This window comes from Sulfitobacter sp. M39 (assembly GCF_021735935.1).
In the GTDB taxonomy this organism is placed as follows: domain Bacteria; phylum Pseudomonadota; class Alphaproteobacteria; order Rhodobacterales; family Rhodobacteraceae; genus Sulfitobacter.
The window spans coordinates 3,037,786-3,061,299 of sequence record NZ_WMDZ01000001.1 but is presented as its reverse complement, the minus strand read 5'-3'; the positions used below and the strand labels follow the sequence as shown (position 1 = coordinate 3,061,299).

General features: G+C 56.4%; 29 protein-coding genes. 20 read left to right on the top strand and 9 right to left on the bottom strand.

What is annotated here, in order from left to right; genetic code table 11:
* From GLP43_RS14920 to GLP43_RS14900, 5 genes are all read right to left on the bottom strand, one after another.
* Positions 1-326, bottom strand: a 326-nt coding sequence (locus tag GLP43_RS14920) for a trimeric intracellular cation channel family protein (RefSeq protein WP_237279895.1), incomplete at its 3' end; no start/stop codon positions are given.
* Entirely contained in the window at positions 323-778 is a 456-nt protein-coding gene (rnhA, locus tag GLP43_RS14915) for a ribonuclease HI (RefSeq protein WP_237279894.1), read from the bottom strand. The genes GLP43_RS14920 and rnhA, both read right to left, overlap by 4 nt.
* A gap of 69 nt (positions 779-847) precedes the next feature.
* Positions 848-1,300 carry a DUF3429 domain-containing protein gene (locus GLP43_RS14910; protein ID WP_237279893.1) on the bottom strand — a complete coding sequence of 151 codons (453 nt, stop codon included), beginning with the start codon at positions 1,298-1,300 and terminating at the stop codon, positions 848-850.
* On the bottom strand, positions 1,297-2,247 hold the full coding sequence (gene ispH / locus GLP43_RS14905; RefSeq protein WP_237279892.1) for a 4-hydroxy-3-methylbut-2-enyl diphosphate reductase: 951 nt from the start codon (positions 2,245-2,247) through the stop codon (positions 1,297-1,299). Before ispH ends, GLP43_RS14910 begins: the two co-directional genes overlap by 4 nt.
* A 144-nt stretch (positions 2,248-2,391) precedes the next feature.
* The gene (locus GLP43_RS14900) at positions 2,392-2,937 is read right to left on the bottom strand and encodes a LabA-like NYN domain-containing protein (RefSeq protein WP_237279891.1); all 546 of its coding nucleotides are present in this window, start codon (positions 2,935-2,937) and stop codon (positions 2,392-2,394) included.
* Positions 2,938-3,078: 141 nt separating this feature from the next.
* On the opposite strand from GLP43_RS14900, the gene folK reads away from it, so the two are divergent.
* The 11 genes from folK (at position 3,079) to recO (ending at position 11,838) form a co-directional block, all read left to right on the top strand.
* Entirely contained in the window at positions 3,079-3,681 is a 603-nt protein-coding gene (gene folK, locus GLP43_RS14895) for a 2-amino-4-hydroxy-6-hydroxymethyldihydropteridine diphosphokinase (protein ID WP_237279890.1), read from the top strand.
* Between the two features lie 70 nt (positions 3,682-3,751).
* A complete protein-coding gene (gene rpoZ, locus GLP43_RS14890) occupies positions 3,752-4,105 on the top strand; it encodes a DNA-directed RNA polymerase subunit omega (RefSeq protein WP_005849941.1) in 354 nt (117 codons plus the stop codon).
* A gap of 36 nt (positions 4,106-4,141) precedes the next feature.
* Positions 4,142-6,292, top strand: coding sequence for a RelA/SpoT family protein (locus GLP43_RS14885; RefSeq protein ID WP_005849939.1), 2,151 nt, complete (start codon positions 4,142-4,144; stop codon positions 6,290-6,292).
* 34 nt (positions 6,293-6,326) lie between these two features.
* Positions 6,327-7,022 (top strand): DUF2062 domain-containing protein, encoded by a 696-nt coding sequence (locus GLP43_RS14880; RefSeq protein ID WP_005849937.1) that lies wholly within the window; start codon positions 6,327-6,329, stop codon positions 7,020-7,022.
* Positions 7,006-7,758: a pyridoxine 5'-phosphate synthase gene (locus GLP43_RS14875; protein WP_009825335.1), complete on the top strand. Its 753-nt coding sequence runs from the start codon at positions 7,006-7,008 to the stop codon at positions 7,756-7,758. Before GLP43_RS14880 ends, GLP43_RS14875 begins: the two co-directional genes overlap by 17 nt.
* Positions 7,759-7,767: 9 nt before the next feature.
* A complete protein-coding gene (acpS, locus tag GLP43_RS14870; RefSeq protein WP_074637213.1) occupies positions 7,768-8,181 on the top strand; it encodes a holo-ACP synthase in 414 nt (137 codons plus the stop codon).
* Positions 8,182-8,286: 105 nt separating this feature from the next.
* On the top strand, positions 8,287-9,123 hold the full coding sequence (gene lepB / locus GLP43_RS14865) for a signal peptidase I (protein WP_132998191.1): 837 nt from the start codon (positions 8,287-8,289) through the stop codon (positions 9,121-9,123).
* Positions 9,120-9,806: a ribonuclease III gene (gene rnc / locus GLP43_RS14860; protein WP_237279889.1), complete on the top strand. Its 687-nt coding sequence runs from the start codon at positions 9,120-9,122 to the stop codon at positions 9,804-9,806. Before lepB ends, rnc begins: the two co-directional genes overlap by 4 nt.
* On the top strand, positions 9,803-10,711 hold the full coding sequence (era, locus tag GLP43_RS14855; RefSeq protein ID WP_237279888.1) for a GTPase Era: 909 nt from the start codon (positions 9,803-9,805) through the stop codon (positions 10,709-10,711). Before rnc ends, era begins: the two co-directional genes overlap by 4 nt.
* Before the next feature lie 60 nt (positions 10,712-10,771).
* Positions 10,772-11,101, top strand: a complete 330-nt coding sequence (locus GLP43_RS14850; protein WP_237279887.1) for a DUF1491 family protein — start codon at positions 10,772-10,774, stop codon at positions 11,099-11,101.
* Complete coding sequence (recO, locus tag GLP43_RS14845; protein ID WP_237279886.1) at positions 11,101-11,838, top strand: DNA repair protein RecO; 738 nt, start codon at positions 11,101-11,103, stop codon at positions 11,836-11,838. Before GLP43_RS14850 ends, recO begins: the two co-directional genes overlap by 1 nt.
* On the opposite strand, the gene GLP43_RS14840 is transcribed toward recO, so the two are convergent.
* Positions 11,810-12,205, bottom strand: a complete 396-nt coding sequence (locus GLP43_RS14840) for an META domain-containing protein (protein WP_237279885.1) — start codon at positions 12,203-12,205, stop codon at positions 11,810-11,812. The genes recO and GLP43_RS14840 overlap by 29 nt on opposite strands.
* Positions 12,206-12,255: 50 nt before the next feature.
* A complete protein-coding gene (locus tag GLP43_RS14835) occupies positions 12,256-13,941 on the bottom strand; it encodes an acyl-CoA dehydrogenase family protein (RefSeq protein ID WP_237279884.1) in 1,686 nt (561 codons plus the stop codon).
* Between the two features lie 146 nt (positions 13,942-14,087).
* Here GLP43_RS14835 and GLP43_RS14830 point away from each other — a divergent pair, with 146 nt between their 5' ends.
* Positions 14,088-14,855, top strand: a complete 768-nt coding sequence (locus tag GLP43_RS14830) for a sulfite exporter TauE/SafE family protein (protein WP_237279883.1) — start codon at positions 14,088-14,090, stop codon at positions 14,853-14,855.
* Positions 14,856-14,858: 3 nt separating this feature from the next.
* Here GLP43_RS14830 and GLP43_RS14825 read toward each other — a convergent pair whose 3' ends face one another.
* Complete coding sequence (locus GLP43_RS14825; protein WP_237279882.1) at positions 14,859-15,218, bottom strand: helix-turn-helix domain-containing protein; 360 nt, start codon at positions 15,216-15,218, stop codon at positions 14,859-14,861.
* Positions 15,219-15,369: 151 nt separating this feature from the next.
* On the opposite strand from GLP43_RS14825, the gene GLP43_RS14820 reads away from it, so the two are divergent.
* Both GLP43_RS14820 and GLP43_RS14815 read left to right on the top strand, forming a co-directional pair.
* Entirely contained in the window at positions 15,370-16,269 is a 900-nt protein-coding gene (locus GLP43_RS14820) for a helix-turn-helix domain-containing protein (RefSeq protein WP_237279881.1), read from the top strand.
* A 78-nt stretch (positions 16,270-16,347) separates the two neighbouring features.
* On the top strand, positions 16,348-17,064 hold the full coding sequence (locus GLP43_RS14815) for a hypothetical protein (RefSeq protein ID WP_237279880.1): 717 nt from the start codon (positions 16,348-16,350) through the stop codon (positions 17,062-17,064).
* A gap of 42 nt (positions 17,065-17,106) precedes the next feature.
* Here the strand turns inward: GLP43_RS14815 and GLP43_RS14810 are convergent, their stop codons facing one another.
* Positions 17,107-18,705, bottom strand: a complete 1,599-nt coding sequence (locus GLP43_RS14810; RefSeq protein ID WP_237279879.1) for a phosphoenolpyruvate carboxykinase — start codon at positions 18,703-18,705, stop codon at positions 17,107-17,109.
* A gap of 362 nt (positions 18,706-19,067) precedes the next feature.
* Between GLP43_RS14810 and GLP43_RS14805 the strand changes: the two genes are divergently transcribed.
* Genes GLP43_RS14805 through GLP43_RS14780 form a run of 6 tightly spaced genes read left to right on the top strand, consistent with a single transcriptional unit; the run spans position 19,068 to position 23,488 of the window.
* Positions 19,068-19,769, top strand: a complete 702-nt coding sequence (locus tag GLP43_RS14805; RefSeq protein ID WP_237279878.1) for a response regulator transcription factor — start codon at positions 19,068-19,070, stop codon at positions 19,767-19,769.
* Positions 19,770-19,777: 8 nt separating this feature from the next.
* A complete protein-coding gene (locus GLP43_RS14800; RefSeq protein WP_237279877.1) occupies positions 19,778-21,490 on the top strand; it encodes a sensor histidine kinase in 1,713 nt (570 codons plus the stop codon).
* Between the two features lie 9 nt (positions 21,491-21,499).
* Positions 21,500-21,928 (top strand): HPr kinase/phosphorylase, encoded by a 429-nt coding sequence (locus tag GLP43_RS14795; RefSeq protein WP_237279876.1) that lies wholly within the window; start codon positions 21,500-21,502, stop codon positions 21,926-21,928.
* Positions 21,921-22,814, top strand: coding sequence for an RNase adapter RapZ (gene rapZ, locus GLP43_RS14790; protein WP_237279875.1), 894 nt, complete (start codon positions 21,921-21,923; stop codon positions 22,812-22,814). Before GLP43_RS14795 ends, rapZ begins: the two co-directional genes overlap by 8 nt.
* Complete coding sequence (locus GLP43_RS14785) at positions 22,811-23,203, top strand: PTS sugar transporter subunit IIA (RefSeq protein WP_237279874.1); 393 nt, start codon at positions 22,811-22,813, stop codon at positions 23,201-23,203. Before rapZ ends, GLP43_RS14785 begins: the two co-directional genes overlap by 4 nt.
* 15 nt (positions 23,204-23,218) lie before the next feature.
* Positions 23,219-23,488 (top strand): HPr family phosphocarrier protein, encoded by a 270-nt coding sequence (locus GLP43_RS14780; protein ID WP_237279873.1) that lies wholly within the window; start codon positions 23,219-23,221, stop codon positions 23,486-23,488.
* The last annotated feature ends 26 nt before the right edge of the window (positions 23,489-23,514 follow it).

Below are 23,514 nucleotides of genomic sequence, written 5' to 3'. Positions count from 1 at the left end.
GCCACACCCGTACCCGCAGCAACCGCCACGGCGAGCGCCACGGAATCGAGCCATAGCAGCGCGCGATAGCGGCTTTCGAGAAGATGCGCGGTAAAGAAAACCACCATTGCGGCAGTGACGCCCACGGCGAGATGGGTGGGGTTCGCAATCCAGAAAATCGGGTTTCGATCCAGCAACAGGTCGCGCAGTGTGCCGCCGCCCAAGGCCGTGAGACAGGCGATAAAGGCAAAGCCTACAAGATCAAGCTGGGCGCGGCTGGCGACCAGCGCCCCCGTGATCGCAAAGACCAAAACGGAGGCGTACTCCAGCAGGGTGATCAGGCTCATTTGGTTTTGAACGGGGCCATGCCCGCCCGCGCCAGTTCATCCGCGCGCTCGTTCTCGGGATGGCCTGCGTGGCCTTTGACCCATTCCCAGGTGACCTGATGCCGCGCATTTGCCGCATCCAGCCGCTGCCAAAGCTCGGCGTTTTTGACGGGCCTTTTAGCGGCATTTTTCCAGCCGTTTTTCTTCCAGCCGTAGATCCAGCCGGTGATGCCATTTTTGACATAGTTACTATCGGTGACGATTGTGATCTCGGTCGGGCGGGCCAGCGCTTCGAGCGCGCTGATGGCGGCCATCAGCTCCATCCGGTTGTTGGTGGTGGCGGGTTCGCCGCCTTTCAACTCGCGCTCCTTAACGATCTTGTCGCCATCCATCGCCCGCATCAGCGCACCCCAGCCACCGGGGCCGGGATTGCCGGAACAGGCACCATCAGTATATGCAATCAGCTTGGTCATGGGGCTGCCTTATCTAGTCTGGCGTGGGGGCGTCCAGCCTAATTTACGCCCCGCCCGCAAGTTTCGCTGCTACAGAAAGACGCCCACAGCCAGACACGCCAGCACGACTGCGGTCAGAAGCGTGCGCAGCTTTAGCCACCAGCGCGGCGCAAGACGCCAGTGCCAGAAGGCGGCATCAAGGACCAGTAGACCCGCAAAACCGAACATCAGGTTCAGCCCTGCACCCACAGGGCCGCCGCTTGTCATGAAGAACGCCCAAAGCGCCGGGATCACGGCGAGGATATAGCCCGCCGTTGCCTTCGCGCCGCTGGTCTTGGTTGCGAAGCCCCATAGCACGCCGGACATGAAGGAAAGAATAACGGTTCCGTAGAACAGCTGGATATATGGCCCGACAAAACGGCCGCCGAACGTCGCTGCGCCCCAGTTCGCCAAGGGATCAACCAGCCCGGTCAAGGCCCCCCAGACAAAGGGGATCAGCCCGGCAAGGCCAAGCCAAAGCGGCGCGCGGGGGATACCGGTCATGCAGGCACCCGCAGCACACGGGGGACTTTGAATTCCACATTCTCTACGGCGGTTTCGACCATTTCGGTGGTCACATCGTAGCGGTCTTTGAACGCGTCAATGACCTCGTTGATAAGCTGTTCGGGGGCCGAGGCACCGGCGGTGATCCCGACGCTTTTGATCCCCTCGAGGCTGCGCCAGTCGATGTCGGTCGCGCGCTGCACCAGCTGGGCGTAATCGCAGCCCGCACGCGATCCGACCTCGACCAGACGACGTGAGTTTGATGAGTTTGGCGCGCCCACAACAAGCATCGCATCACACTTCGGCGCCATTGCCTTCACCGCTTCTTGACGGTTGGTCGTGGCGTAGCAGATGTCTTCTTTGTGCGGCCCGATGATCTGCGGAAAGCGTTTGTTCAGGGCGGCGACAATCTCGGCTGTGTCATCAACGCTTAACGTCGTTTGGGTGACATAGGCCAGCTTGCTCGGGTCGCGCACCTCGACGTTTTCGACATCGGTAGGCGTTTCGACCAGCAAAACCTCGCCCGGGGGGAGCTGCCCCATGGTGCCAATGGTTTCGGGGTGGCCCGCGTGGCCGATCATGATCATTTGCAGCCCCGCGTCGGCGTGGCGTTGCGCCTCGATATGCACCTTGGATACAAGCGGACAGGTCGCGTCGACATAGACCATATTGCGTGCCTCGGCCTTGGCGGGGACGGCTTTCGGTACGCCGTGCGCCGAGAAGATGACGGGCCGGTCATCAGGGCATTCCGACAGTTCCTCGACAAAGATCGCACCCCGTTCGCGCAGCCCGTCGACGACGAATTTATTGTGCACGATCTCGTGGCGCACATAGACCGGCGCGCCCCATTTCTCGATGGCCATCTCGACGATCTTGATCGCGCGGTCGACGCCCGCACAGAAACCGCGTGGCGCGGCAAGATACAGGGTCAAAGGCGGTTTGGTCATCACACTCTCCTTGGGCATAGGCCATAGGTAAGGGTTGCGCGGCGCATCGTCCAGACCAGCGGCGGCACAGTCTGATGCTTCAAATGCGCGCGCACTGATTGCGGGCGCGAGAGGGATGCGGAGATTTAGGCGCGCAGTCGCGGGTTATTCGTCAGATGTTTCACGTGGAGGCCGGCCAATAACGTCGCGCAGGTCTTCAAGTTCGATAAAGTTGTCCACTTGGCGGCGCAGATCGTCCGAGATCATGGGAGGTTGGCTACGGATCGTGCTGACGACAGAGACGCGCACGCCTTGGCGTTGAAGGCTTTCGACCAACGGGCGGAAATCGCCGTCACCGGAGAAGATCACGATGTGGTCAAGATGTGGCGCAAGCTCCATCGCGTCGACCGCAAGCTCGATATCCATGTTCCCTTTGACCTTCCGGCGGCCCATGCTGTCGGTGTATTCTTTCGCCGGTTTGGTCACCATGGAGAACCCGTTATAGTTCAGCCAGTCGACCAGCGGGCGTATGGGAGAGTATTCGTCGTTTTCCAGCAAAGCGGTGTAGTAAAAGGCACGCAGCAGTTTGCCGCGGCGCATGAATTCCTGCCGCAGTAGCTTGTAATCAATGTCAAAACCCAGGTTCTTGGCAGCTGCATAAAGGTTGGAGCCGTCGATGAACAAAGCTAGCCGTTCGTCCTTGTAGAACATGAAGTGCCTTCCTAATACACGTCGTTCGGAAATTTGCGTCGTAAATTTGCGTCGTGTAGAGCCGCTATAAAACGAAATGTTTCAAATTTAGTTTCCGACTATGAATACAATACTAACTAAGGTTTTTTCGAGAGGCAGCAAGTGAAGACATTGGCCATCCCTGACCCCAAGGGGGGTGAAATCGGCAAGTGCGCGCTGATCGCCCTCGGCAGCAATCAATCATCAGTTGCGGGGGGGCCGGCAGAAACTCTGTGCCGCGCCCTTGAAATTATGGTTGGTATGGGCGTGCAGGTTGTCGCGCTTAGCCCGTTCTATTCAACCTATGCGTTTCCCGCAGGGTCAGGTCCGAATTTCGTAAATACAACCGCTAGTATAAGGGCGGAGGGTGAGCCTGATCAAGTTTTAGCTATTCTTCATGCCGTTGAAGCAGAGCTTGGGCGCGAGCGGCATAGCCGTTGGGCCCCTCGGACGGTCGATCTGGACCTGATCGCGATGGGGGATGTGGTGTCGCCGGATGTCCAGACCCAGACCGATTGGCGGGAGATTCCGCTTGAACAGCAGATGGCCAAAGCGCCCGACCAGCTGATCCTGCCGCACCCACGGCTTCAGGATCGCGCCTTTGTTTTGGTGCCGCTGGCCGACATCGCGCCGGATTGGCGTCATCCTCTAATCGGCAAAACCGTTCGCGAGATGTTGAATGACCTGCCAGAGGCAGATAAAAAGGGGGTATGGCCGCTGGAATAGGCCCTTGTAAATTCCGCCGATGGCTTCTAAATAGTCGGCTTCTTGCAGCATTCATGATTGGAGCATCCCCATGGCCCGCGTCACTGTCGAAGATTGTGTAGATAAAGTGCCAAACCGGTTCGAGCTTGTCATGCTTGCCGCGCATCGTGCGCGTGAAATTGCGGCAGGTTCTACGGTTACTGTTGATCGCGATAACGACAAAAACCCTGTCGTGTCCCTGCGCGAGATTGCGGATGAAACCCAATCGGCCGACGAGCTGCGCGAGCGTCTGATCGAAAGCAACCAGAACCAGATCGAGGTTGATGAACCCGAAGAGGACGCAATGGCGCTTCTTATGGGGGCTGAGCAAGACAAGCCCGAAGAGGACAGCATGTCCGAAGAGATGCTGCTGCGGCAGTTGATGGCGGCACAAGGGCAGGGCTAAGGCCCGCGCCCTTCGGGGCTTATAGGCAGGACAGGTATGAATACCGCCGACATTACGGCTGACGACCTTATCGCGCTTGTGCGCGCCTATAACCCTAAGACGAACGAAAATCAGATCAGGCTGGCCTATGAGTATGGCCAGCAGATGCACGAGGGCCAGTTCCGCCATTCCGGAGAGCCCTATTTCACGCATCCTGTCTCTGTCGCGGCTATTTTGACCGAACAGCAGCTGGACGATGCGACCATCATCACCGCATTGCTGCACGACACGATCGAGGACACGAAAGCGTCCTATAGCAGCGTCGATGATAAGTTCGGACATGATGTCGCTGAGCTGGTCGATGGCGTGACCAAGCTGACCAACCTGCAACTGAATTCCAACGAGACAAAACAGGCCGAGAACTTTCGTAAGCTGTTCATGGCAATGTCGAAAGACCTGCGGGTCATCTTAGTCAAGTTGGCGGATCGGCTGCATAATATGCGCACGATCAAGTCGATGCGCCCTGACAAGCAGATCCAGAAAGCACGTGAAACAATGGATATCTATGCGCCTCTTGCGGGGCGTATGGGGATGCAATGGATGCGCGAAGAGCTTGAGGATTTGGCCTTTCGCGTGCTCAACCCGGAAGGGCGGCAGTCGATCATCCGGCGCTTTATCACCCTTCAGCGCGAAACGGGCGATGTCATCCAGCGAATCACCGGCGACATGCGGCACGAGCTTGAGAAAGCCGGGATCGAGGCCGAAGTCTTTGGGCGGGCGAAAAAACCGTATTCGATCTGGCGCAAGATGCAGGAAAAGCAGCAATCCTTTTCCCGTTTATCAGATATTTACGGTTTCCGCGTTATCACCACCTCGGAGGATGAATGTTATCGCGCGCTTGGCACCATCCATCGGCGCTGGCGGGCCGTGCCGGGGCGGTTCAAGGATTATATCAGCCAGCCCAAGACAAACGGTTACCGGTCGATCCATACCACCGTCTCTGGCCGTGATGGTAAGCGGGTCGAGGTGCAGATCAGAACGCGGCAGATGCATGATGTCGCTGAATCCGGTGTGGCGGCGCATTGGTCCTATCGCGATGGCGTGCGGTCGCGGAACCCCTTTGCTGTTGATCCGGTCAAATGGGTCGCGCAACTGACAGAGCAGCTCGATTCAGAGGAGGACCACGAGGATTTCCTCGAGGCGGTCAAGCTTGAGATGTACGCCGATCAGGTGTTCTGCTTTACCCCCAAGGGGGAGGTGGTCAAGCTGCCGCGTGGGGCGACGCCGATTGATTTTGCCTATGCGATCCACACGCGAATCGGTTCTGCCTGCGTCGGCGCCAAGATCGACGGGATGCGCGTGCCTTTGTGGACGCGGGTGAAAAACGGCCAGTCGATCGAGATTATTACCGCCCAAGGTCAGACACCGCAGGCGACATGGCTGGATATCGCAACGACGGGCAAGGCCAAGACGGCGATCCGTCGGTCGCTGCGTGAACTGGATCGCGCGCGCTTTGTCAGCCTTGGGCGCGAACTTGCCCGCTCTGCCTTCGAGCAGATGAATAAATCGGCGACGGAGAAAGTGCTACGCACCGCGGCCCGTAACCTGCGTCTCTCCAGCGCCGAGGAGCTTTTGGCGCAACTTGGCTCTGCCGAACTGACGGGCCAAGAGGTGGTGCAGGCCGTCTATCCCAACCTGCGCCCCAAACCCGGCGAGCATGTTGATCGCAAGCGCGCGGTGGTGGGGCTGGAAGCGGGGCAATCCTTTGACCGGTCGCCTTGTTGTCAGGCGCTGCCGGGGGAACGCATTGTCGGCATCACCTTCCGCGGGCAGGGCGTCAAAATCCACACCATCGATTGCGAGCGTCTGTCGCATTACGAGGACCAGCCCGAACGCTGGCTGGACCTGCGTTGGCACGACGGGCCACATCCCGCGATCTATGGGGCGACACTGGATCTGACCATCGGCAATGGGGCGGGCGTGCTCGGGCGGATTTGTACGCTGATCGGCCAATCCTCTGCCAATATCGCAGATCTGGAATTTTTGGACCGCAAGCCTGACTTTTACCGGTTGTTGATCTACGTAGAATTGCGAGACATTGCGCATCTGCATTCTTTGATCCCGATGTTGGAGGCCGAGAGCGAGGTCGCTGAGATCAGCCGATACCGGAACCCCGACTTGTTCAAGGCAGGTACCAAAGACGCATGATCCGCCCGGACTGCACTGACCCAAGGACGAACTGTTGATTTTCAAACGCCGCGATCCAAAGCCGACAGTGCGCGCGATGGCTGAATTCATGTGGCCTCGGGGTGGTTGGACGCGGGCGTTTCACTATGTCAAACACCGGATGCGCCGCTTGCCTGATACGCCCGAACGCATTGCGCGTGGCATCTGGGCTGGCGTTTTTACCACGTTTACGCCCTTCTACGGTATGCATTTTATCGTGGCGGCGCTGGTATCGCGTGTCATGCGAGGCAATCTGCTGGCCGCATTGATGGGGACGTTTTTTGGCAATCCGCTGACCTATGTACCGATCGGGTTGTCATCGCTGTCCATGGGGCACTGGATTCTCGGTTCCCACATGCGGACGGGGGAGCATCGGTCCTTCGGGGGCAAGTTCTTTGACGCCGGTCACGATTTATTGGCCAATTTTGTAGCGATCTTTACCAGCCGCGACATGGATTGGTCGGGGCTTGAGGTCTTCTGGCATCAGGTGTTCTATCCGTATCTGATCGGGGGGATCGTGCCCGGCATGATCTGTGCCACGATCGCCTATTATCTGGCCGTGCCCTTGCTGCGGGCCTATCAAAAGCGGCGCAAGGGCGCGATCAAGGCCAAGTTCGATTTGTTGAAAAAGAAAGCCTCGGCCAAGGCCGAGGCGAAACGCAAGGCAGAGCAGGCGGCTCTGGAGGGGAAAGATCATGGCGGCACAAGGTAAGCTTCGGCTGGGCGTAAATATTGACCACGTGGCGACTGTGCGGAATGCGCGCGGCGGTGCCTATCCGGACCCGCTGCGCGCAGCCCGCGCCGCGCAAGAGGCAGGCGCTGATGGCATCACCGCGCACCTGCGCGAGGATCGTCGCCACATCACCGATGCGGATATCGAAGGGCTGCAAGAGGTGTTGAACGTGCCGCTCAACTTCGAGATGGCCGCCACGGAAGAGATGCAGGCCATCGCCCTGCGCCACAAGCCCCATGCCGTCTGCATCGTGCCGGAAAAGCGCGAAGAGCGGACAACCGAAGGCGGGCTTGAAGTCGCACGCGAGGAAAACCGGCTGGCGCATTTCATTGCTCCTCTGCGCGAAGCGGGCAGCCGCGTCAGCATCTTCATCGCCGCTGATCAGCGCCAGATCGAGGCGGCGAACCGCATCGGAGCAGAGGTGATCGAACTGCACACCGGTGCCTATTGCGACGCCTATGCCGAAGGGCATTGGGAGGAAGCACAAAAGGAGCTGCAAAAGCTCGAAGAGATGTCAAAATTCGCCCATGATTTGGGGCTTGAGGTGCACGCGGGCCACGGTCTCACCTATGATACCGTCAGCCCCGTCGCCGCCTTTCCCGAGGTGCAAGAGCTGAACATCGGGCATTTCCTGATTGGCGAGGCGATCTTTCTGGGCCTTGGCCCCGCCATCGCCGAGATGCGCCGCCTGATGGATGACGCCCGCAAGGGTTGAGGGCGCGGCATGATTTTGGGCATCGGCACCGACCTCGCGAATATCGAACGGATTCAAGGCACGCTGGACCGCTTTGGCGACCGTTTCCGCAATCGCGTGTTCACCGAGGTTGAACAGCAAAAGGCCGAACGTCGCCGTGATGTCGCGGGCACCTACGCCAAGCGCTGGGCCGCGAAAGAGGCATGCTCAAAGGCGCTTGGCACCGGTCTGCGCATGGGGATCGCTTGGCGCGACATGGCGGTGAGCAACCTGCGCACCGGCCAGCCCGTGATGGAGGTCACCGGCTGGGCGGCGGAGCGTTTGGCCAAAATGACACCCGACGGCCACGAGGCGATCATCCATGTCACGCTGACAGATGACCACCCTTGGGCGCAGGCCTTTGTCGTCATCGAAGCCCGCCCCAAGGCAGGTATTCAGACCTAACGGCAGATCATAGCTCATTCGGTCGTTGGATCGGGGGCAGGGTTGCTTGACTTGCGTCAATGGCACCCGCATGTAACGCTCGAACGCATGAACAGGAGCGCCAAAATGGCCGCCAAAGAGAAAACCGGCAACGCCTTTGTCGAAACCATCAAAACAATCGTCTATGCGCTGTTGATCGCAGGGGTCTTTCGGACCCTGTTTTTCCAGCCTTTCTGGATCCCTTCGGGGTCGATGAAAGAGACGTTGTTGATCGGGGATTTCCTGTTCGTGAACAAAATGGCCTATGGCTATTCCTACGCATCCTGTCCCAGCGTGATGATGCCGCGGTTCGGTATTGAGGTCGACGCAAAAGACGTCTGCGGTGTGTTTGACGGTGACAACACGCGTTTATTCGGGTCAGAGCCCGAGCGCGGCGATGTGGTGGTCTTCCGTCATCCCGTGTCTGGTCGCGATTACATCAAGCGTCTGATCGGCTTGCCGGGTGACAAGGTTCAGATCACTGGTGGTGTGGTTAGCATCAATGGCACGGCGGTGGAACTGCGTGACGATGGTGTCTTCGAAGAGGTGATGGACCGTCAGGGCCCGCAAGGTATGCGTCCGCGTTGCGAGAACGGTGCTGTCGGTGCCGGTGGTGTATGCGAAAAATCCCGTCAGATCGAAGTGCTCCCCAATGGGGTCGAACATGCGATCCTGAACATTGGCAATCAGGCGTCGGACAATACCGGTGTCTACACGGTGCCAGAAGGGCATTACTTTTTCATGGGCGACAACCGCGACAACTCTGCCGACAGCCGCCTGGCACAGCAGGCCGGTGGCGTCGGTTTCGTGCCGTATGAAAACCTGATCGGCCGCGCGGACCGGATCATGTTCAGCTCGGCCGGTCGGTCGATGTTGTTCTTCTGGACGTGGCGCAGCGATCGTTTCTTTAAGGCGATCAAGTGAAGTTAAACGCTGATCTCAAGGCCTTTGAAGGCCGCATCGGGTACCACTTTGCCAAGCCGGAGCTGTTGAACCGCGCGGTGACCCATGCCTCTATGTCGTCGGCCAATCGTGACGACAACCAGCGGCTTGAGTTTCTGGGGGATCGCGTTCTGGGGCTGGTTATGGCCGAAGCGCTGCTGAAACTTGATCCCGCCGCAACCGAAGGGCAGCTGGCCCCGCGGTTCAATGCGTTGGTGCGCAAGGAAGCCTGCGCCGAGGTCGCGCGCGAGATCGACATGGGCGCCGTGCTGAAGCTTGGCCGGTCAGAGATGTTGTCTGGCGGTCGCCGCAAGCAGGCGTTGTTGGGGGACGCGATCGAGGCTATCATCGCGGCTGTCTATCTGGATGGCGGATTTGACGAGGCCAAAGCGTTGATCCTGCGATTGTGGGGTGACCGCGTGATGCAGGTCAAGCAAGACGCCCGCGACGCCAAGACTGCGCTGCAAGAATGGGCGCAAGCGCGCGGCTTGCCGCCCCCCGCCTATGTTCAGACCGACCGGCAGGGGCCAGACCACGCCCCGGTGTTTACCATCACCGCCCGGATTGAAAACGGGGCCAGCGCCGTCGCGTCAGCCCCATCGAAACGTCAGGCCGAACAGGCCGCTGCCAAGACGCTCTTGGCCCAATTGGAGAGACCCTCATGACCACGCGCGCCGGATTTATCGCCCTGATCGGCGAGCCCAATGCGGGCAAATCGACGTTGCTGAACCGCATGGTCGGCGCGAAAGTGTCGATCGTGACCCATAAGGTGCAGACCACACGCGCCCGCATTCGTGGGGTTGCGATGGAAGGGGAAAGCCAGCTTGTGTTCGTGGACACCCCCGGTCTGTTCCAGCCCCGTCGCCGTCTGGACCGCGCCATGGTGGCCGCGGCTTGGGGGGGCGCTGCGGATGCCGATGTTGTCATTCTGCTGATCGAGGCCAACCGCGGGATCACCGAAGGGGTCGAGCGTATCCTGGAAGGCCTCGCCGACATTGGTCAGGGACGCAAGGTCGCGCTTGCGATCAACAAGATCGACCGTGTCGAAGCTCCGGTCCTGTTGGGGCTGAGCAAAGAGATGAACGACCGTTATGATTTTGCCGAAACATTCATGATTTCGGCCGAGCGGGGGCATGGTGTGGATACATTGCGCCAATGGCTGGCGGGCGAATTACCCGAGGGGCCGTGGCTCTATCCCGAAGATCAGATCGCCGATCTGCCCATGCGCATGATCGCCGCCGAAATGACCCGTGAGAAACTGACCCTGCGTCTGCATCAGGAGCTGCCCTATCAGCTGACGGTCGAGACGGAAAACTGGGAAGAGCGTAAAGACGGCTCTGCGCGGGTGGATCAGTTGATCTATGTAGTACGTGACGGTCACAAGGGTATCGTGCTTGGCAACAAGGGCGAAACGATCAAGGCGGTCAGCAAAGCCTCTCGCGAGGAGCTTGAAGAATTCCTCGGCCGAAAAGTGCACCTGTTTTTGCAGGTCAAAGTGCGCCCGAACTGGCTGGATGAGGCGGAGCGCTACTCCGAGATGGGGTTGGAGTTCAAAGACGGCAATGTCTAGGTTTGGTGCGGCCCGACCCTTCGGGGAGGATTTTACACCATTTGGAACGACGGGGCTGTCATGGCCCGGCTGACCGCGCGGTTCTGGGTCGATGCCTATCTAGCGCGGCTGCGGGTGTATGATATTCCCGCGTTCGTGGTCGCGCATGGGGATGACACCGGCGGCGCTGTTCTAGTGAAGCTCGCAACGCTCGATGGAAATGCCCAGCTTTTTCAGAAAAGTTTCGATTTAATCAGTGGTGAGCGGACCTGGGTTGAAATGACAAGCGGACAGGAGCCGGAGGTTGATGCGTCGATCAGCCGGCAGCGCGGCTTTGATCCGGACCTATGGGTGATCGAGGTCGAAGACAGGCAGGGTCGGCATCTGCTGCATGATGACGGGCTGAGCTGATGGAATGGCGCGATCAAGGCATTTTGCTAAGCGCGCGCCGCCATGGTGAGACATCGGCCATCATCGAGGTGTTCACCCCCGAGCGCGGCCGCCATGCCGGGATCGTGCGCGGCGGTACCAGTCGCAAGATTGCCCCAATTCTTCAACCGGGCGCGCAGTTAGACATCGCATGGCGCGCGCGGCTTGAGGATCATATCGGCGCGTTCACCGTTGAACCTGTGCGCAGCCGTGCGGCACTGGCTATGCATGATCGGCTTAGCCTTGCGGGTTTGAATGCGGTGACGGGGCTGCTTGCCTTTGCATTGCCCGAACGCGAGCCGCACGCTCCGCTATATCGGCGCACCGAGGCGTTGCTGGACCTGTTAGGGCAAGGCGATCTGTGGCCGTTGGCCTATCTTCAGTGGGAAGTCAGCTTGCTGGATGAACTGGGGTATGGTCTTGATCTGAGCGCCTGTGCGGTGACTGGACGGACCAGCGGGCTGGTCTTCGTGTCCCCGAAAACGGGGCGTGCTGTGACCCGGGAAGGGGCGGGGGAGTGGGTTGATAAAATGCTGCCATTGTCTCCCGTTTTACGCGGGGAAGGGGATGCGAGCGATGCGGATATTGCACTGGCGTTCAAAACCACGGGATATTTCCTGGAGCGGCATCTGGCGCGCGATCTAGGGGACAAGCCCCTCCCCGAAGCGCGCGCGCGCTACGTAGAGGCATTTAGTCGACGGCGCGAAACACCATATTAAGGTCTTCGGTGTTAGACAGAATCATAACGTCATTCAGAATCTCGACGAGGGTGGCGTTGTTGAGCGCGTCGATAACGATGTTTTCTTGGCTTAGATCAGGACATGCCTTTTTGGTGGAGGATATGAGCGTGAAAGAAAACCAAGGGTAGGGCAGTTTGTTCGTGCCGGACATCCGATTGCAGGGGCCTTGAACGATAACCTGTTCCTTTTCCGGAAAGGACAGCTGTGTGTTTGCTGAGAACGCGACCCCGTTCAGTTCTTGCAAGCGCCATAGGCGGTCGGCGGCCCCATAGGCCCGCAGAGTCTCGTCCTGACTGCACTGGGTCGTCAGGGTGATAGCCAGTAAGAGGGAGGTCAGCTTGATCATAGGGTCAGGATAGGCAGCCAGACGATTTCACGCGTCAGGCTGCCCGAGCTTTATCCGAGCAACCGGCGCGAGATGACCTGCGCCTGAATCTCTGCGGCACCCTCAAAGATGTTGAGGATACGCGCATCACAAAGGACACGGCTTATTTTGTATTCGAGGGCAAAACCATTCCCGCCGTGGATTTGCAAGCCGTTGTCCGCTGCTGCCCACGCAACACGTGCGCCTAGAAGCTTGGCCATACCCGCTTCGACATCGCAACGACGGCCTTCATCCTTTTCGAAAGCGGAGAAATACGTGAGCTGACGCGCGATCATAATCTCAACCGCCATCATTGCCAGTTTGGACGACACGCGAGGGAAATTGATGAGGGACTTGCCGAACTGCTTGCGATCAATCGCATACTGCATAGAGATGTCGAGCGCGGATTGTGCGACTCCGATGGCGCGTGCAGCGGTTTGGATGCGCGCGCTTTCAAAGGTTTCCATCAACTGTTTGAAACCTTTGCCCTCTTCGCCACCCAGAAGGTTTTCCCCTTTGACGTGGAAGCCATCGAACCCAAGCTCGTATTCTTTCATGCCGCGGTAGCCGAGCACTTCGATCTCGCCGCCGGTCATGCCTTCGGAAGGGAAGGGGTTCTCGTCATCGCCGGGCGTTTTCTCGGCTAGGAACATTGACAGACCTTTGTAGTTCGAGGTCTGCGGATCGGTTCGGGCCAAGAGCGTCATGACATGGGTGCGCGCTGCATGCGTGATCCATGTTTTATTGCCTGTTATCTTGTAATCTTCGCCATCCTTCACCGCGCGTGTGCGCAAAGAGCCAAGGTCGGACCCAGTGTTGGGTTCAGTGAATACCGCGGTGGGGAGAGTCTCTGCACTGGCAATCCGAGGGAGCCATTTTTCCTTTTGGGCATCCGTACCGCCTGCGATGATCAGCTCTGCAGCGATTTCAGACCGCGTGCCGAGTGAGCCGACCCCGATGTAACCGCGCGACAGCTCTTCAGACACGACACACATGGAAGCTTTGGATAGGCCAAAGCCGCCAAATTCTTCCGGGATGGTCAGGCCAAATACGCCCATCTCGGCCAGCTCGTTGATGACTCCGATCGGGATCAGTTGATCCTTGAGATGCCATTCATGCGCAAAGGGCTCTACTTTTTCAACGGCATAGCGGCGGAATTGTTCGCGGATCATCTCCAGCTCTTCGTCAAGGCCGGACCGCCCGACGGTGATGTTTGCGCTTTGCTCTTGCATGAGTTCGACCAGCCGGGTGCGTGCCGTTTGGGTGTTGCCGGCGCGTTTAAGCGTCTCGATGCTAGTGCTGGTAAAGGCTTGCTGGTCCTCGTTGGATATCCCCAAATCATGAAGGCGCAGAATTTCCCCTTGGTTCATCTGGATGCCGCCGCAGATCTGGCAAAGATATTCACCAAACGCGATTTGATGGATCAGCTGTTCTGTCTCGAGAAAGTTTCCTTCGGCCTCTAGCTTTTCTGACCAGAGCTGCATTTGCGTCAGTGATTGAGCATAGGTCGCCAGCCAGGCCAAGCCATGCGCGGCAGTTTGGTTTTCCTCGACGAGCGCGTTAGAAATTTTTTCATCTTGCGATACCGTCGCGCGGACAGCCGTCTTGGCAGCCTGCAAAAGGTTATCCACGTGGGGCAGCGTCGATTTGGTGATTGCGAGAAGATCGTCAATCACGACCTGCCCACTGGAAATCACGTCGTGTCCGTCATGTGCCATCTGGTTGCTCCCTTGTTTGCTTGAGGATGACATAGACCTTTCGCAGCTGCAGCACAATAAAGATACGTTTGAGTGCGGCAATTTGGTTTTAAATTACCTTGAGGATTTCACGTGCGCTCGGCTTCAATCTTGGTATGAGGGGCGATATGGATATGTTGCTAGCACTTTTGACTCCGCATGAGTGGCTGTTTGCCTTCGGTATTGCGTTGGTTGCAGGTTTTATTAAGGGTGTCGTTGGCTTTGCAATGCCTTTGGTCTTGATCTCTGGCCTGACGATGTTTCTGTCGCCGGAGCTCGCGCTGGCGGGGCTGATTTTTCCAACAGTCATTACGAATATGTTTCAGGCTCTACGTCAGGGCTTTGGTGCTGCGTGGGCATCTATGAAAATGTTTAAAGTTTTTCTGATTGCGGGCGGCATTGCACTTTGCTTGTCTGCGCAAACGGTTCGCTACCTCGCGGCCGATACAATGTTGCTGGTCATTGGTGTCCCGATCACGCTGTTCGCCCTTTGGCAAGTGACGGGGCGCAGTTTTGCGTTGTCTCATCGATCGGCAAAATTGGAAGCATTTATTGGCTTCTTCGCCGGTGCAGTTGGCGGCGTTTCAGCCGTTTGGGGCCCGCCGACAGTCGCTTATCTGACCGCTCTTGGTACCCCAAAGCATGACCAGATGCGCGTTCAAGGTGTCATTTACGGACTTGGTGCTGTGCTGCTGCTTTTCTCGCACTTTGGCTCAGGCGTTTTGCGCGCGGAAACCGCTCCATTTTCAGCGGCGATGATCCTGCCAGCGTTGCTGGGGATGTGGCTTGGTGGTCGTGTGATGGACAAGATTGACCAAGCATCGTTTAAAAAAGCGACGCTGGTCATCTTGTTAGTTGCTGGCGCAAACTTGGTGCGTCGGGGGCTTTTGGGGTAAAACCTATCCCTGACGTGCGACGGTCAACCCAGAGACGTCTTCGATAAAGGTGACAATGCGCGTTTTCAGCGCGTCATCATGTATCGCGGCAAGCGCGCTCACAATTTCAATGCTTGGGTCTGACGCTGGGGCGTCATTGGTGTTGTCGTGAAGGCCTTCAAAGAAATACGCGGGCGTTACGTCTAAAATCTGAGACAGTTCAAACAGGCGGCTGGCGGCAACGCGGTTCGATCCAATTTCGTACTTTTGAATTTGTTGAAACGACAGCTTTAGGCGCTTTGCAACATCAGTTTGGGAAAGCCGACGCAGCGTGCGAATTTGTTTTAGTTTTTTGCCAACGTGGATATCCACTGGATGTGACATTTTCATTACCTCCGGTTGTTGTTGAAATAGTCATCCCCAAATCTCTCTTCCCGTTCAATTGGATAGATTTATTCAATTTGTGGTTACAAAGTGGCCACGCATGTATTATGAATAATGCGTTAATGTATGATTGATTTACCACTGGTGCTTTATGAACAGTATCGACAGCCAAAAGCCAGTTGATCTTGATGTAGACCGGATTCCGCCCTTACTGTATGAAATGGTTAGATCTTTTACTGTTCTCGCGGACACGTTGAACCTAAGCCAAGCGGTGCGTCTGTTAGGCAGTACCAGGCAAACAGTGCGGCGTCACATTGCCCAAATCGAAGAGTATTTAGGCGCACCGATGTTTGAGGTCGATGAGCGCCGGTATCGACTAACACTCCGTGGTGAAGAAGCTTTGCCCGAAGCACGCGAGTTTCTGGCCCGCGGAAAGGTTTGGATACAAGGCAATACCCGTAGCAGCGGTGGCCTATTGCGTCTTTCGCACGAGACGCCGAATGGGTGGAACTTCTATCAGCAACAGCGGCCTCTCACCCAGATATGGGATGGCGAATCGCAGATGATTAAAGAGGCATTCTCCGCCTGGGTCCGAAGCGAAGGTCGATTGGAGCACGAAAATTTTCAACAAATTCGGCCTTATGTTTTGGTCTACAGGGATTCCCCCAGTGGTTGGATTTGTATCGAGGTCGGACAAGAATCATTTTACACAAGTTGGTGGGGTTGGGAAAATGCACGGAGCAGCATCGGGCGTCCGTTGGGGAATTTCCCCGGTGGGCCAGAGTTTGAAGCGATGTTGGATTTTCCCTTTCGTGAGGTTCAGGCGAACGGCGGGGTCCGCCTCGACGAGGTTGTCACGCAGATGCCAAGAAGTACTGCAGGGGGGGAGCTTATCCCGTTGGCCTATAAGCGACTTTTAATGGCGAGCCGTTTCCCTGACGGAAGTTTTGCCTTGATCTCGGCTGTGGATAGATCGCGAAATGTGACCATTTCCGGACTGGATCAAGATGTGATGGCGGGAATGCCAGAGGATGCCATTGTCGGCTTCTAGCCGACTTCTGAAAATTCAAAGAAAATTTTCGGCAGATAAGCTAACCTTTGATCAGCTTGCATCAAAGGAGAGTTCATTATGACCTTGTTGAGTTTTCACGACGGAGAAAGGTTCATCGCCAGTAGCGCCGCGCTTTTGCATGAAGCCGGCATCACATTAACGGTCGGTTATGATTTTGAGGTTTATAAGACGATATTATCAGACGCGCGCCCAGATCATTTGCTTGGCCTGCCGTTCGACCCAGCGGCGCACGACCTGAACGAAACCAACGCCTTCTGGATCGTTGGGCGAAACATCAACGGGGACGTTATGCATACGCAGGCAATGCGGATGCTGGATTTGAAAGGTGTAAAACTGTCAGAGTACCTACGGCGTTCGTTCGTGGAATTCCCGCCACCCGGTGTCGACATTGACTTTCTACGCTCGCGCTATCGTGCGGGGCCGGGAGCTCATCGTATCACCGGGGATGTTTGTTATCATGGTGAATTCTGGGTGGGAACGACGCCACGGGAGTTCAGAAATGCAGGTCTCTCGTCCGTGCTGGGGCGATATGCCTTTTGGCAGGCAATGCAGCATTGGGACCCGGATCACGTTATCGCATTTATGACAAACTCAGTGGTCTATAAGGGTTTTCCTGCGCGTCATGGGTATATGCATACGGAACCTGGCACGTTGCGGTGGTTCATTCAGGGCAATGACACCCCAGTCGAGGGATTTATGGCCTACATGGGGCGCGACGACCTACGCTTCATACTTGATATGCCGCTGTCAGACAGGTCTTCGAAGGCAGCTTAGCACGAAAGAAAAGAGCCGCGCTTTTGCGCGGCTCTGATAGGCTTATCCAATCGCAGCGGATTTTACATCCTCATCAATGTAGGGGAGGTATTGCTCAAAGTTCTCGGCGAACATCGTGACAAGTTTATTGGCTTGGCGATCGTAGGATTCGGGATTGTCCCAGGTCCGACGCGGATCAAGTAGAATGTCAGCGACACCGGTCACAGAAACAGGTACGTCAAAGCCGAAGTTTGGATCTTTGCGGTATTCAACCCCCGCGAGCGAGCCTTCAAGCGCGGCCGTTAGCAATGCCCGTGTCGCCTTGATTGGCATCCGGCTACCTGTGCCATATGCACCGCCAGTCCAGCCAGTATTCACAAGCCAACATGTCGCGCCATGGTCGGCGATCTTTTCGCGTAGAAGGTTTCCATAAACTTCTGGACGACGGGGCATAAAGGGCGCGCCGAAACAGGTGGAGAATGTGGGCTCTGGTTCGGTTACGCCACGCTCTGTGCCGGCAACTTTCGACGTAAAGCCTGACAGGAAGTGGTACATAGCCTGCGCCGGTGTCAACCTTGCAATCGGAGGGAGCACGCCGAACGCGTCGCACGTCAGCATAATGATGTTCTTCGGATGCCCACCGGTCGCTTTGGCCGAAGCGTTTGAGATATAGTGCAGCGGGTAGGCGCAGCGCATATTTGCTGTCAGACTGTCGTCGTCGAAATCCAGCTCTTTGGTTTCTTGGTCAAAGATCATGTTCTCGATAACGGTGCCGAATTTTTCGGTGGTCGCATAGATTTCGGGTTCGGCTTCGCTGCTTAGGTTGATCGTCTTCGCATAGCAGCCGCCTTCGAAGTTAAAGGTGCCGTTGTCGGACCATCCATGCTCGTCATCACCGATCAAGGTCCGGCCGGGATCTGCAGAAAGTGTTGTTTTTCCGGTGCCCGACAGGCCGAAGAAAACGGCGGTATCCACTGGGTTGCCGTTCGCGTGATTGGCGGAGCAGTGCATCGGCATGATGCCTTTCTCAGGCAACAAGTAGTTCAACAAGGTGAAGACGGATTTTTTGTTCTCGCCCGCATATTCCGTGCCTCCGATCAAGATCAGCTTCTTGTCAAAGTTCATCGCGATAACTGTTTCCGACCGGCAGTCGTGTTTCTCTGGGGTTGCCGAGAAGCTGGGGCAGTTGATCACGGTGAAATCTGCGATGAAGTCATCCAAGGAGTCGCGTTCAGGCCGGCGCAGCATGTGACGAATGAAGAGGCCGTGCCAAGCTAGCTCGGTCACCATACGCACGTTTATCGCGTGTTTGGGGTCTGCCCCGCCCACAAGATCCTGAACAAAATAGTCGCGCCCCTGCATGTGCTCGAGCATATCTTTATGGAGCGCCTCGAAGCCTTCAGGAGACATTTCGGCGTTGTTTTCCCACCAAATTTTATCGGCAACACTATCAGTCTTTACCACGTGTTTATCTTTGGGGGAGCGTCCGGTGAATTTGCCCGTCGTGACAAGAAATGCGCCGCCTTTGCCAAGCGTGCCTTCTTCTCTTTTCAGCGCGGCCTCGACCAGCGCGGGTTCGATCATGTTGTAATAGACATCACCAAGCCCGCTAATGCCCTGATCTTCGAGGCGGAATTGCGGATTTACGCGGCCTAACGTCATGTGATGTCTCCTGTAGCTGCACCGAGAAGTGGTGCCAATTCTTGCACAAATGGCTCGACCCTGCGGGCCGTGGATGCCTCTTAGCACGTTGATTTACAGTATGAACAGGTGGGTTAGTCGCAGTTAGCGCCATCATCCAATTGTTTGCGGAAACTCTTATTAATTCGACGTAAACGGTTGTCGAGTAACGTAAGGTCCAGGTTTGTATGTGCGGCAATTTAGCCATTTCTTAGCAAATTGTGGCGTGATTGTGGCCGAGTTATGGAGCGATTCGCAGTTTCCGATTGATTCGGCCGCGTAAATTGAGGATCAATAGAAGAAAAAACATATGGCAGTTGAGCAGAATATAAAGGGAACAGGCAATGTCAAAAATTGCATTGGTGGATGACGACCGGAATATCCTGACGTCGGTTTCGATGACGTTGGAAGCTGAGGGTTTCGAGGTTGAAACCTATAACGATGGTCAAGCGGCGTTGGATGCGTTCAACAAAAAGCTGCCGGATATGGCGGTCCTTGATATTAAAATGCCACGCATGGATGGGATGGATCTGCTGCAACGTTTGCGCCAGAAAACGGCGATGCCTGTAATTTTCCTGACGTCGAAAGATGACGAAATTGATGAAGTGCTTGGCCTGCGCATGGGGGCGGACGACTACGTTAAGAAGCCGTTTAGCCAGCGCCTATTAGTAGAGCGGATACGTGCGCTTCTGCGCCGCCAAGAAGCGGTCGAGACCAACGAGGTCGGAGAAACTGAAGAAACAAAAGTCATAGAGCGCGGCGACCTGCGGATGGACCCTTTGCGCCACGCTGTAAGCTGGAAGGGAAAAGAGGTCTCTCTGACGGTGACGGAGTTTTTGTTGCTGCAAGCGCTCGCGCAGCGCCCTGGTTTTGTGAAATCGCGCGATCAACTGATGGATGTCGCGTATGATGATCAAGTCTATGTAGACGACCGCACAATTGACAGTCATATCAAACGCTTGCGTAAAAAGATGCGATCTGCGGATGACGAGTTTTCCGCGATCGAAACACTGTATGGCATCGGCTACAGATACAACGAAGAGTGACCTGAGCCATGGCCATTGTCGAAAGGAATTTTGTGCGAGACATGACCACGCCTGGTGGGGACGGTGATGTCGTGCTGGGCGACGACTGGGTTGCTCCGGACAAAGCCGCGACAGATGAATTGCGCAGCAAACGCGCACGGCGGGGCCTTTTCTCGCTGCGCGCGTCGCCGCTGACGCGAAAAATCATTACATTTAACCTAATTGCGTTGAATGTTTTGGCTGCTGGTATCCTTTATCTTAACTCTTCGCGCGATAGTCTTGTGGTGCAGCGAGGGGCATCGCTCGTTTCGGAAGCTGAATTGATTGCCGACGTATTTGAGGCCCAATTGGCGACCGTAGATGCCGTCGATCTAGCCGGAGCGGTGAATGTTGATGCAAGCTTGGGTAGGCTTGATCTTCGAAGCGGGGTTGAGGTTTTTATCTTCGATACGGCGCAAGATTTAGTCGCACAGACCGCGGGGCGCATTGATCGCACGGCCGATGATGGGGCGGCTGGGGAAAGGGCGTTTATTTCAGATGGGCTAACCTGGCTTTGGGGTTTGTTGTCCAGCCCATTTGCGGGCGACGTCGTAGCAGAAGCTGCTCCGTTAGAAGATCAATTGCAGCCCTTAGTGACCGGTGCGTTGGCCGCAGGCACACAAGTGCGCAACGATTTGATCGCTGAGGGCGGTACATTGTTTTCCGTAGCGACCCCGATCGTGCAGAACGGATTACCTCTTGGGGTTGTCGCGGTCACGTCGGCAGCCGGTGAAATTGACAAGCTGGTCCGCGCGGAGCGGGAACGCGTCCTGCAGATGTTCGTGATCGCCACGCTGGTGTCCATCGGGCTTAGTCTTGTTTTGGCTTCTACCATTGCGAACCCGCTATCTGATCTGGCTGCCGCGGCTGAACTCGGGCGGGACAAAGATGCGCGCAAGATGAACCCGGGGCGTATCCGTATTCCTGATCTTACAGCACGCCCCGATGAAATCGGCCGCTTGTCTGGCGCACTACGCGGTATGGTATCTGCGCTGTATAACAGAATTGACGGAAACGAACAATTTGCAGCCGACGTCGCGCATGAAATTAAGAACCCTCTCGCCTCCTTACGCTCTGCAGTCGGAACGCTGCGCTTGATCAAACGCGAAGATCAACGCGAGAAGCTTCTTGATGTAATTGATCACGATGTGCGCCGCCTGGACCGTTTGGTCAGCGACATCTCCAATGCGTCCCGTTTGGATAGCGAATTGGTCAAGGAGGAAGAAGAGCCGTTTGATCTGCTGATGATGATCAGTAACCTAGGGCAATATTTGGGTGAAGATGCCCGTAAGCGCGGCATCGATTTCATCACGGATCTTCCTGAACAACCAATCATCGTGCATGGCCTAGAAGCCCGGCTGGCACAGGTTTTTGTTAATCTGATCAGCAACGCTGTATCCTTCTGCGAGGATGGCGACGCGATTCGTGTCTGGGCAAGGCAGAGGGAAAATAGGGTTCTTGTGGTGGTCGAGGACACAGGCCCGGGCATCCCCGAACAAGCCCTCTCTAAAATTTTCAAACGTTTCTATTCTGAGCGTCCCGAACAACACTTTGGTAATAACTCGGGGCTAGGCCTTGCGATCTCCAAGCAGATTGTTGAGGCGCATGGCGGTGTGATCTGGGCCGAGAACATCCGGCCCACCGATGCCGATATGACATCCGAGCCACTTGGCGCACGCTTTGTGGTCGGTTTGCCTACCTGATCTCTGGGCATGCCGGCTAGCAATCTTCACGCCACCACCATCGCGGTCGAAGGGCGTGGCGTGATGATACTTGGCGCTTCTGGGCGTGGGAAGTCGACACTGGCATTGCAGATGATCGCGATAGGGGCTGACCTTGTATCGGACGATCGCACAGATCTGATTATCCAAGGCGACCAACTTCTAGCGAGCCCGCCCAAAGCGATCGAAGGCTTGATTGAAGCGCGCGGGGTGGGGTTGCTGACCTTGAAACACTGCGCGCTCGTACCGATTTATCTGATTGTAGACTTAGACCAAGAAGAGCCCGACCGACTGCCGGAGATTACCCATCGTGAGGTGATGGGCATACGGGCGCGCTGTCTGAAGCGCGCCAATGGTCCTCATTTCGCGGCCTCTGTTTACTTGATGGTAAAGATGATGAAATACACACCAGATGACTGACGAGATTACACCCAACCGGCGCATTGTACTGGTAACAGGTCCGGCAGGGGCAGGGCGGTCATCTGCGCTGAACGTACTGGAAGATGCAGGCTTTGAAGCGATTGATAACATCCCTATGCGGATGCTGCGCGCGTTGCTCGAAGCACCTGGACAGTTGCGCCCTATGGCGCTTGGTGTCGACTTACGTAACCGGGACTTCTCTACAGATCGAGTGATCGAATTGATGTCGGAGATGAGGTCACGCCCTGATGTCGACATCGAACTGCTCTACCTTGATTGCGACACGAGTGTATTGCTGCGCCGCTTTTCCGAAACCCGAAGGCGCCACCCGATGGCACCGACGGCGGCACCGGTTGACGGCATTGGCCGTGAGAAAGAATTGTTGGAACCTGTATTGGCCTTGGCCGATGTTTTGATCGACACGTCTGAGCTTAACGTGCATCAGCTGCGTGCCGAGGTGGAACGCTGGTTTGCCCTCGACGGTGTGCACCATCTGAGTATATCTGTCCAGTCTTTCTCGTATAAACGCGGGCTGCCCCGCAGCGCCGATATGGTGTTTGATTGTCGGTTTCTGCGGAACCCTTATTGGGAACCCTCGCTGCGGAGTATGAACGGGACGCAGCAGCCCGTCGCTGATTATGTGAGGGCTGACCTCCTGTTTCGAGACTACGCCACGCAGGTGCAAGATTTGTGTAAATTGATCCTCCCTGCATGCAAGACGGAAGGGAAATCGCATATCTCTCTTGCCTTTGGGTGCACAGGGGGGCAACACCGTTCCGTAACTTTGGCGGAACATCTGGCGTCCAACTTATCGAATGCAGGTTGGCAAGTGTCGGTCAGGCATCGCGAGTTGGACCGAAACAGACGGGAAGAGACACAGCGTTGATTGGTATTGTGATTGTCGCACACGGCGGGTTGGCCAAAGAATATTTGGCTGCGATCGAACATGTTGTTGGATCGCAAAACGGTGTGCGTGCAATTGCCATTCACGCGGATCACGACCGGACTGAAAAGCAGCAGGAAATCTGTGCGGCAGCTGACGATGTGGATACTGGGAACGGCGTCGTTGTCGTAACCGATCTTTTCGGGGGCTCCCCGTCAAACCTTAGTCTTCTCGCATGCCGCCCTGAAAACCGCCGTATTCTATATGGCGCGAACCTGCCCATGTTGATCAAACTCGCCAAGTCTCGAGACTTGGATGTACCAGAAGCCGTGCGCGCCGCGCTGGCGGCTGGCAGAAAGTACATTGATAGCCAAAATGTCAGTGCGGAATAGCAAGGCCTTAAACTTATGACCCAAGTCTCATTGAAAATTGTAAACGAAAAAGGTCTGCACGCCCGCGCCTCTGCCAAACTGGTGGAGGTCGTCGAGGCATTCGATGCGCGCGCCGAAGTTAGCAAGGACGGTATGTCGGCATCGGGTGACAGCATTATGGGCCTGCTCATGCTTGCTGCATCCAAAGGCTGTATGATTGATGTGCAAACATCCGGTCCTGACCAGGATGCTTTAGCGGAAGCGTTGACTGCATTGGTTGCTGACAAGTTTGGCGAAGGCCACTGATTGCCGTGCGTCTATTGCCGTCGGCG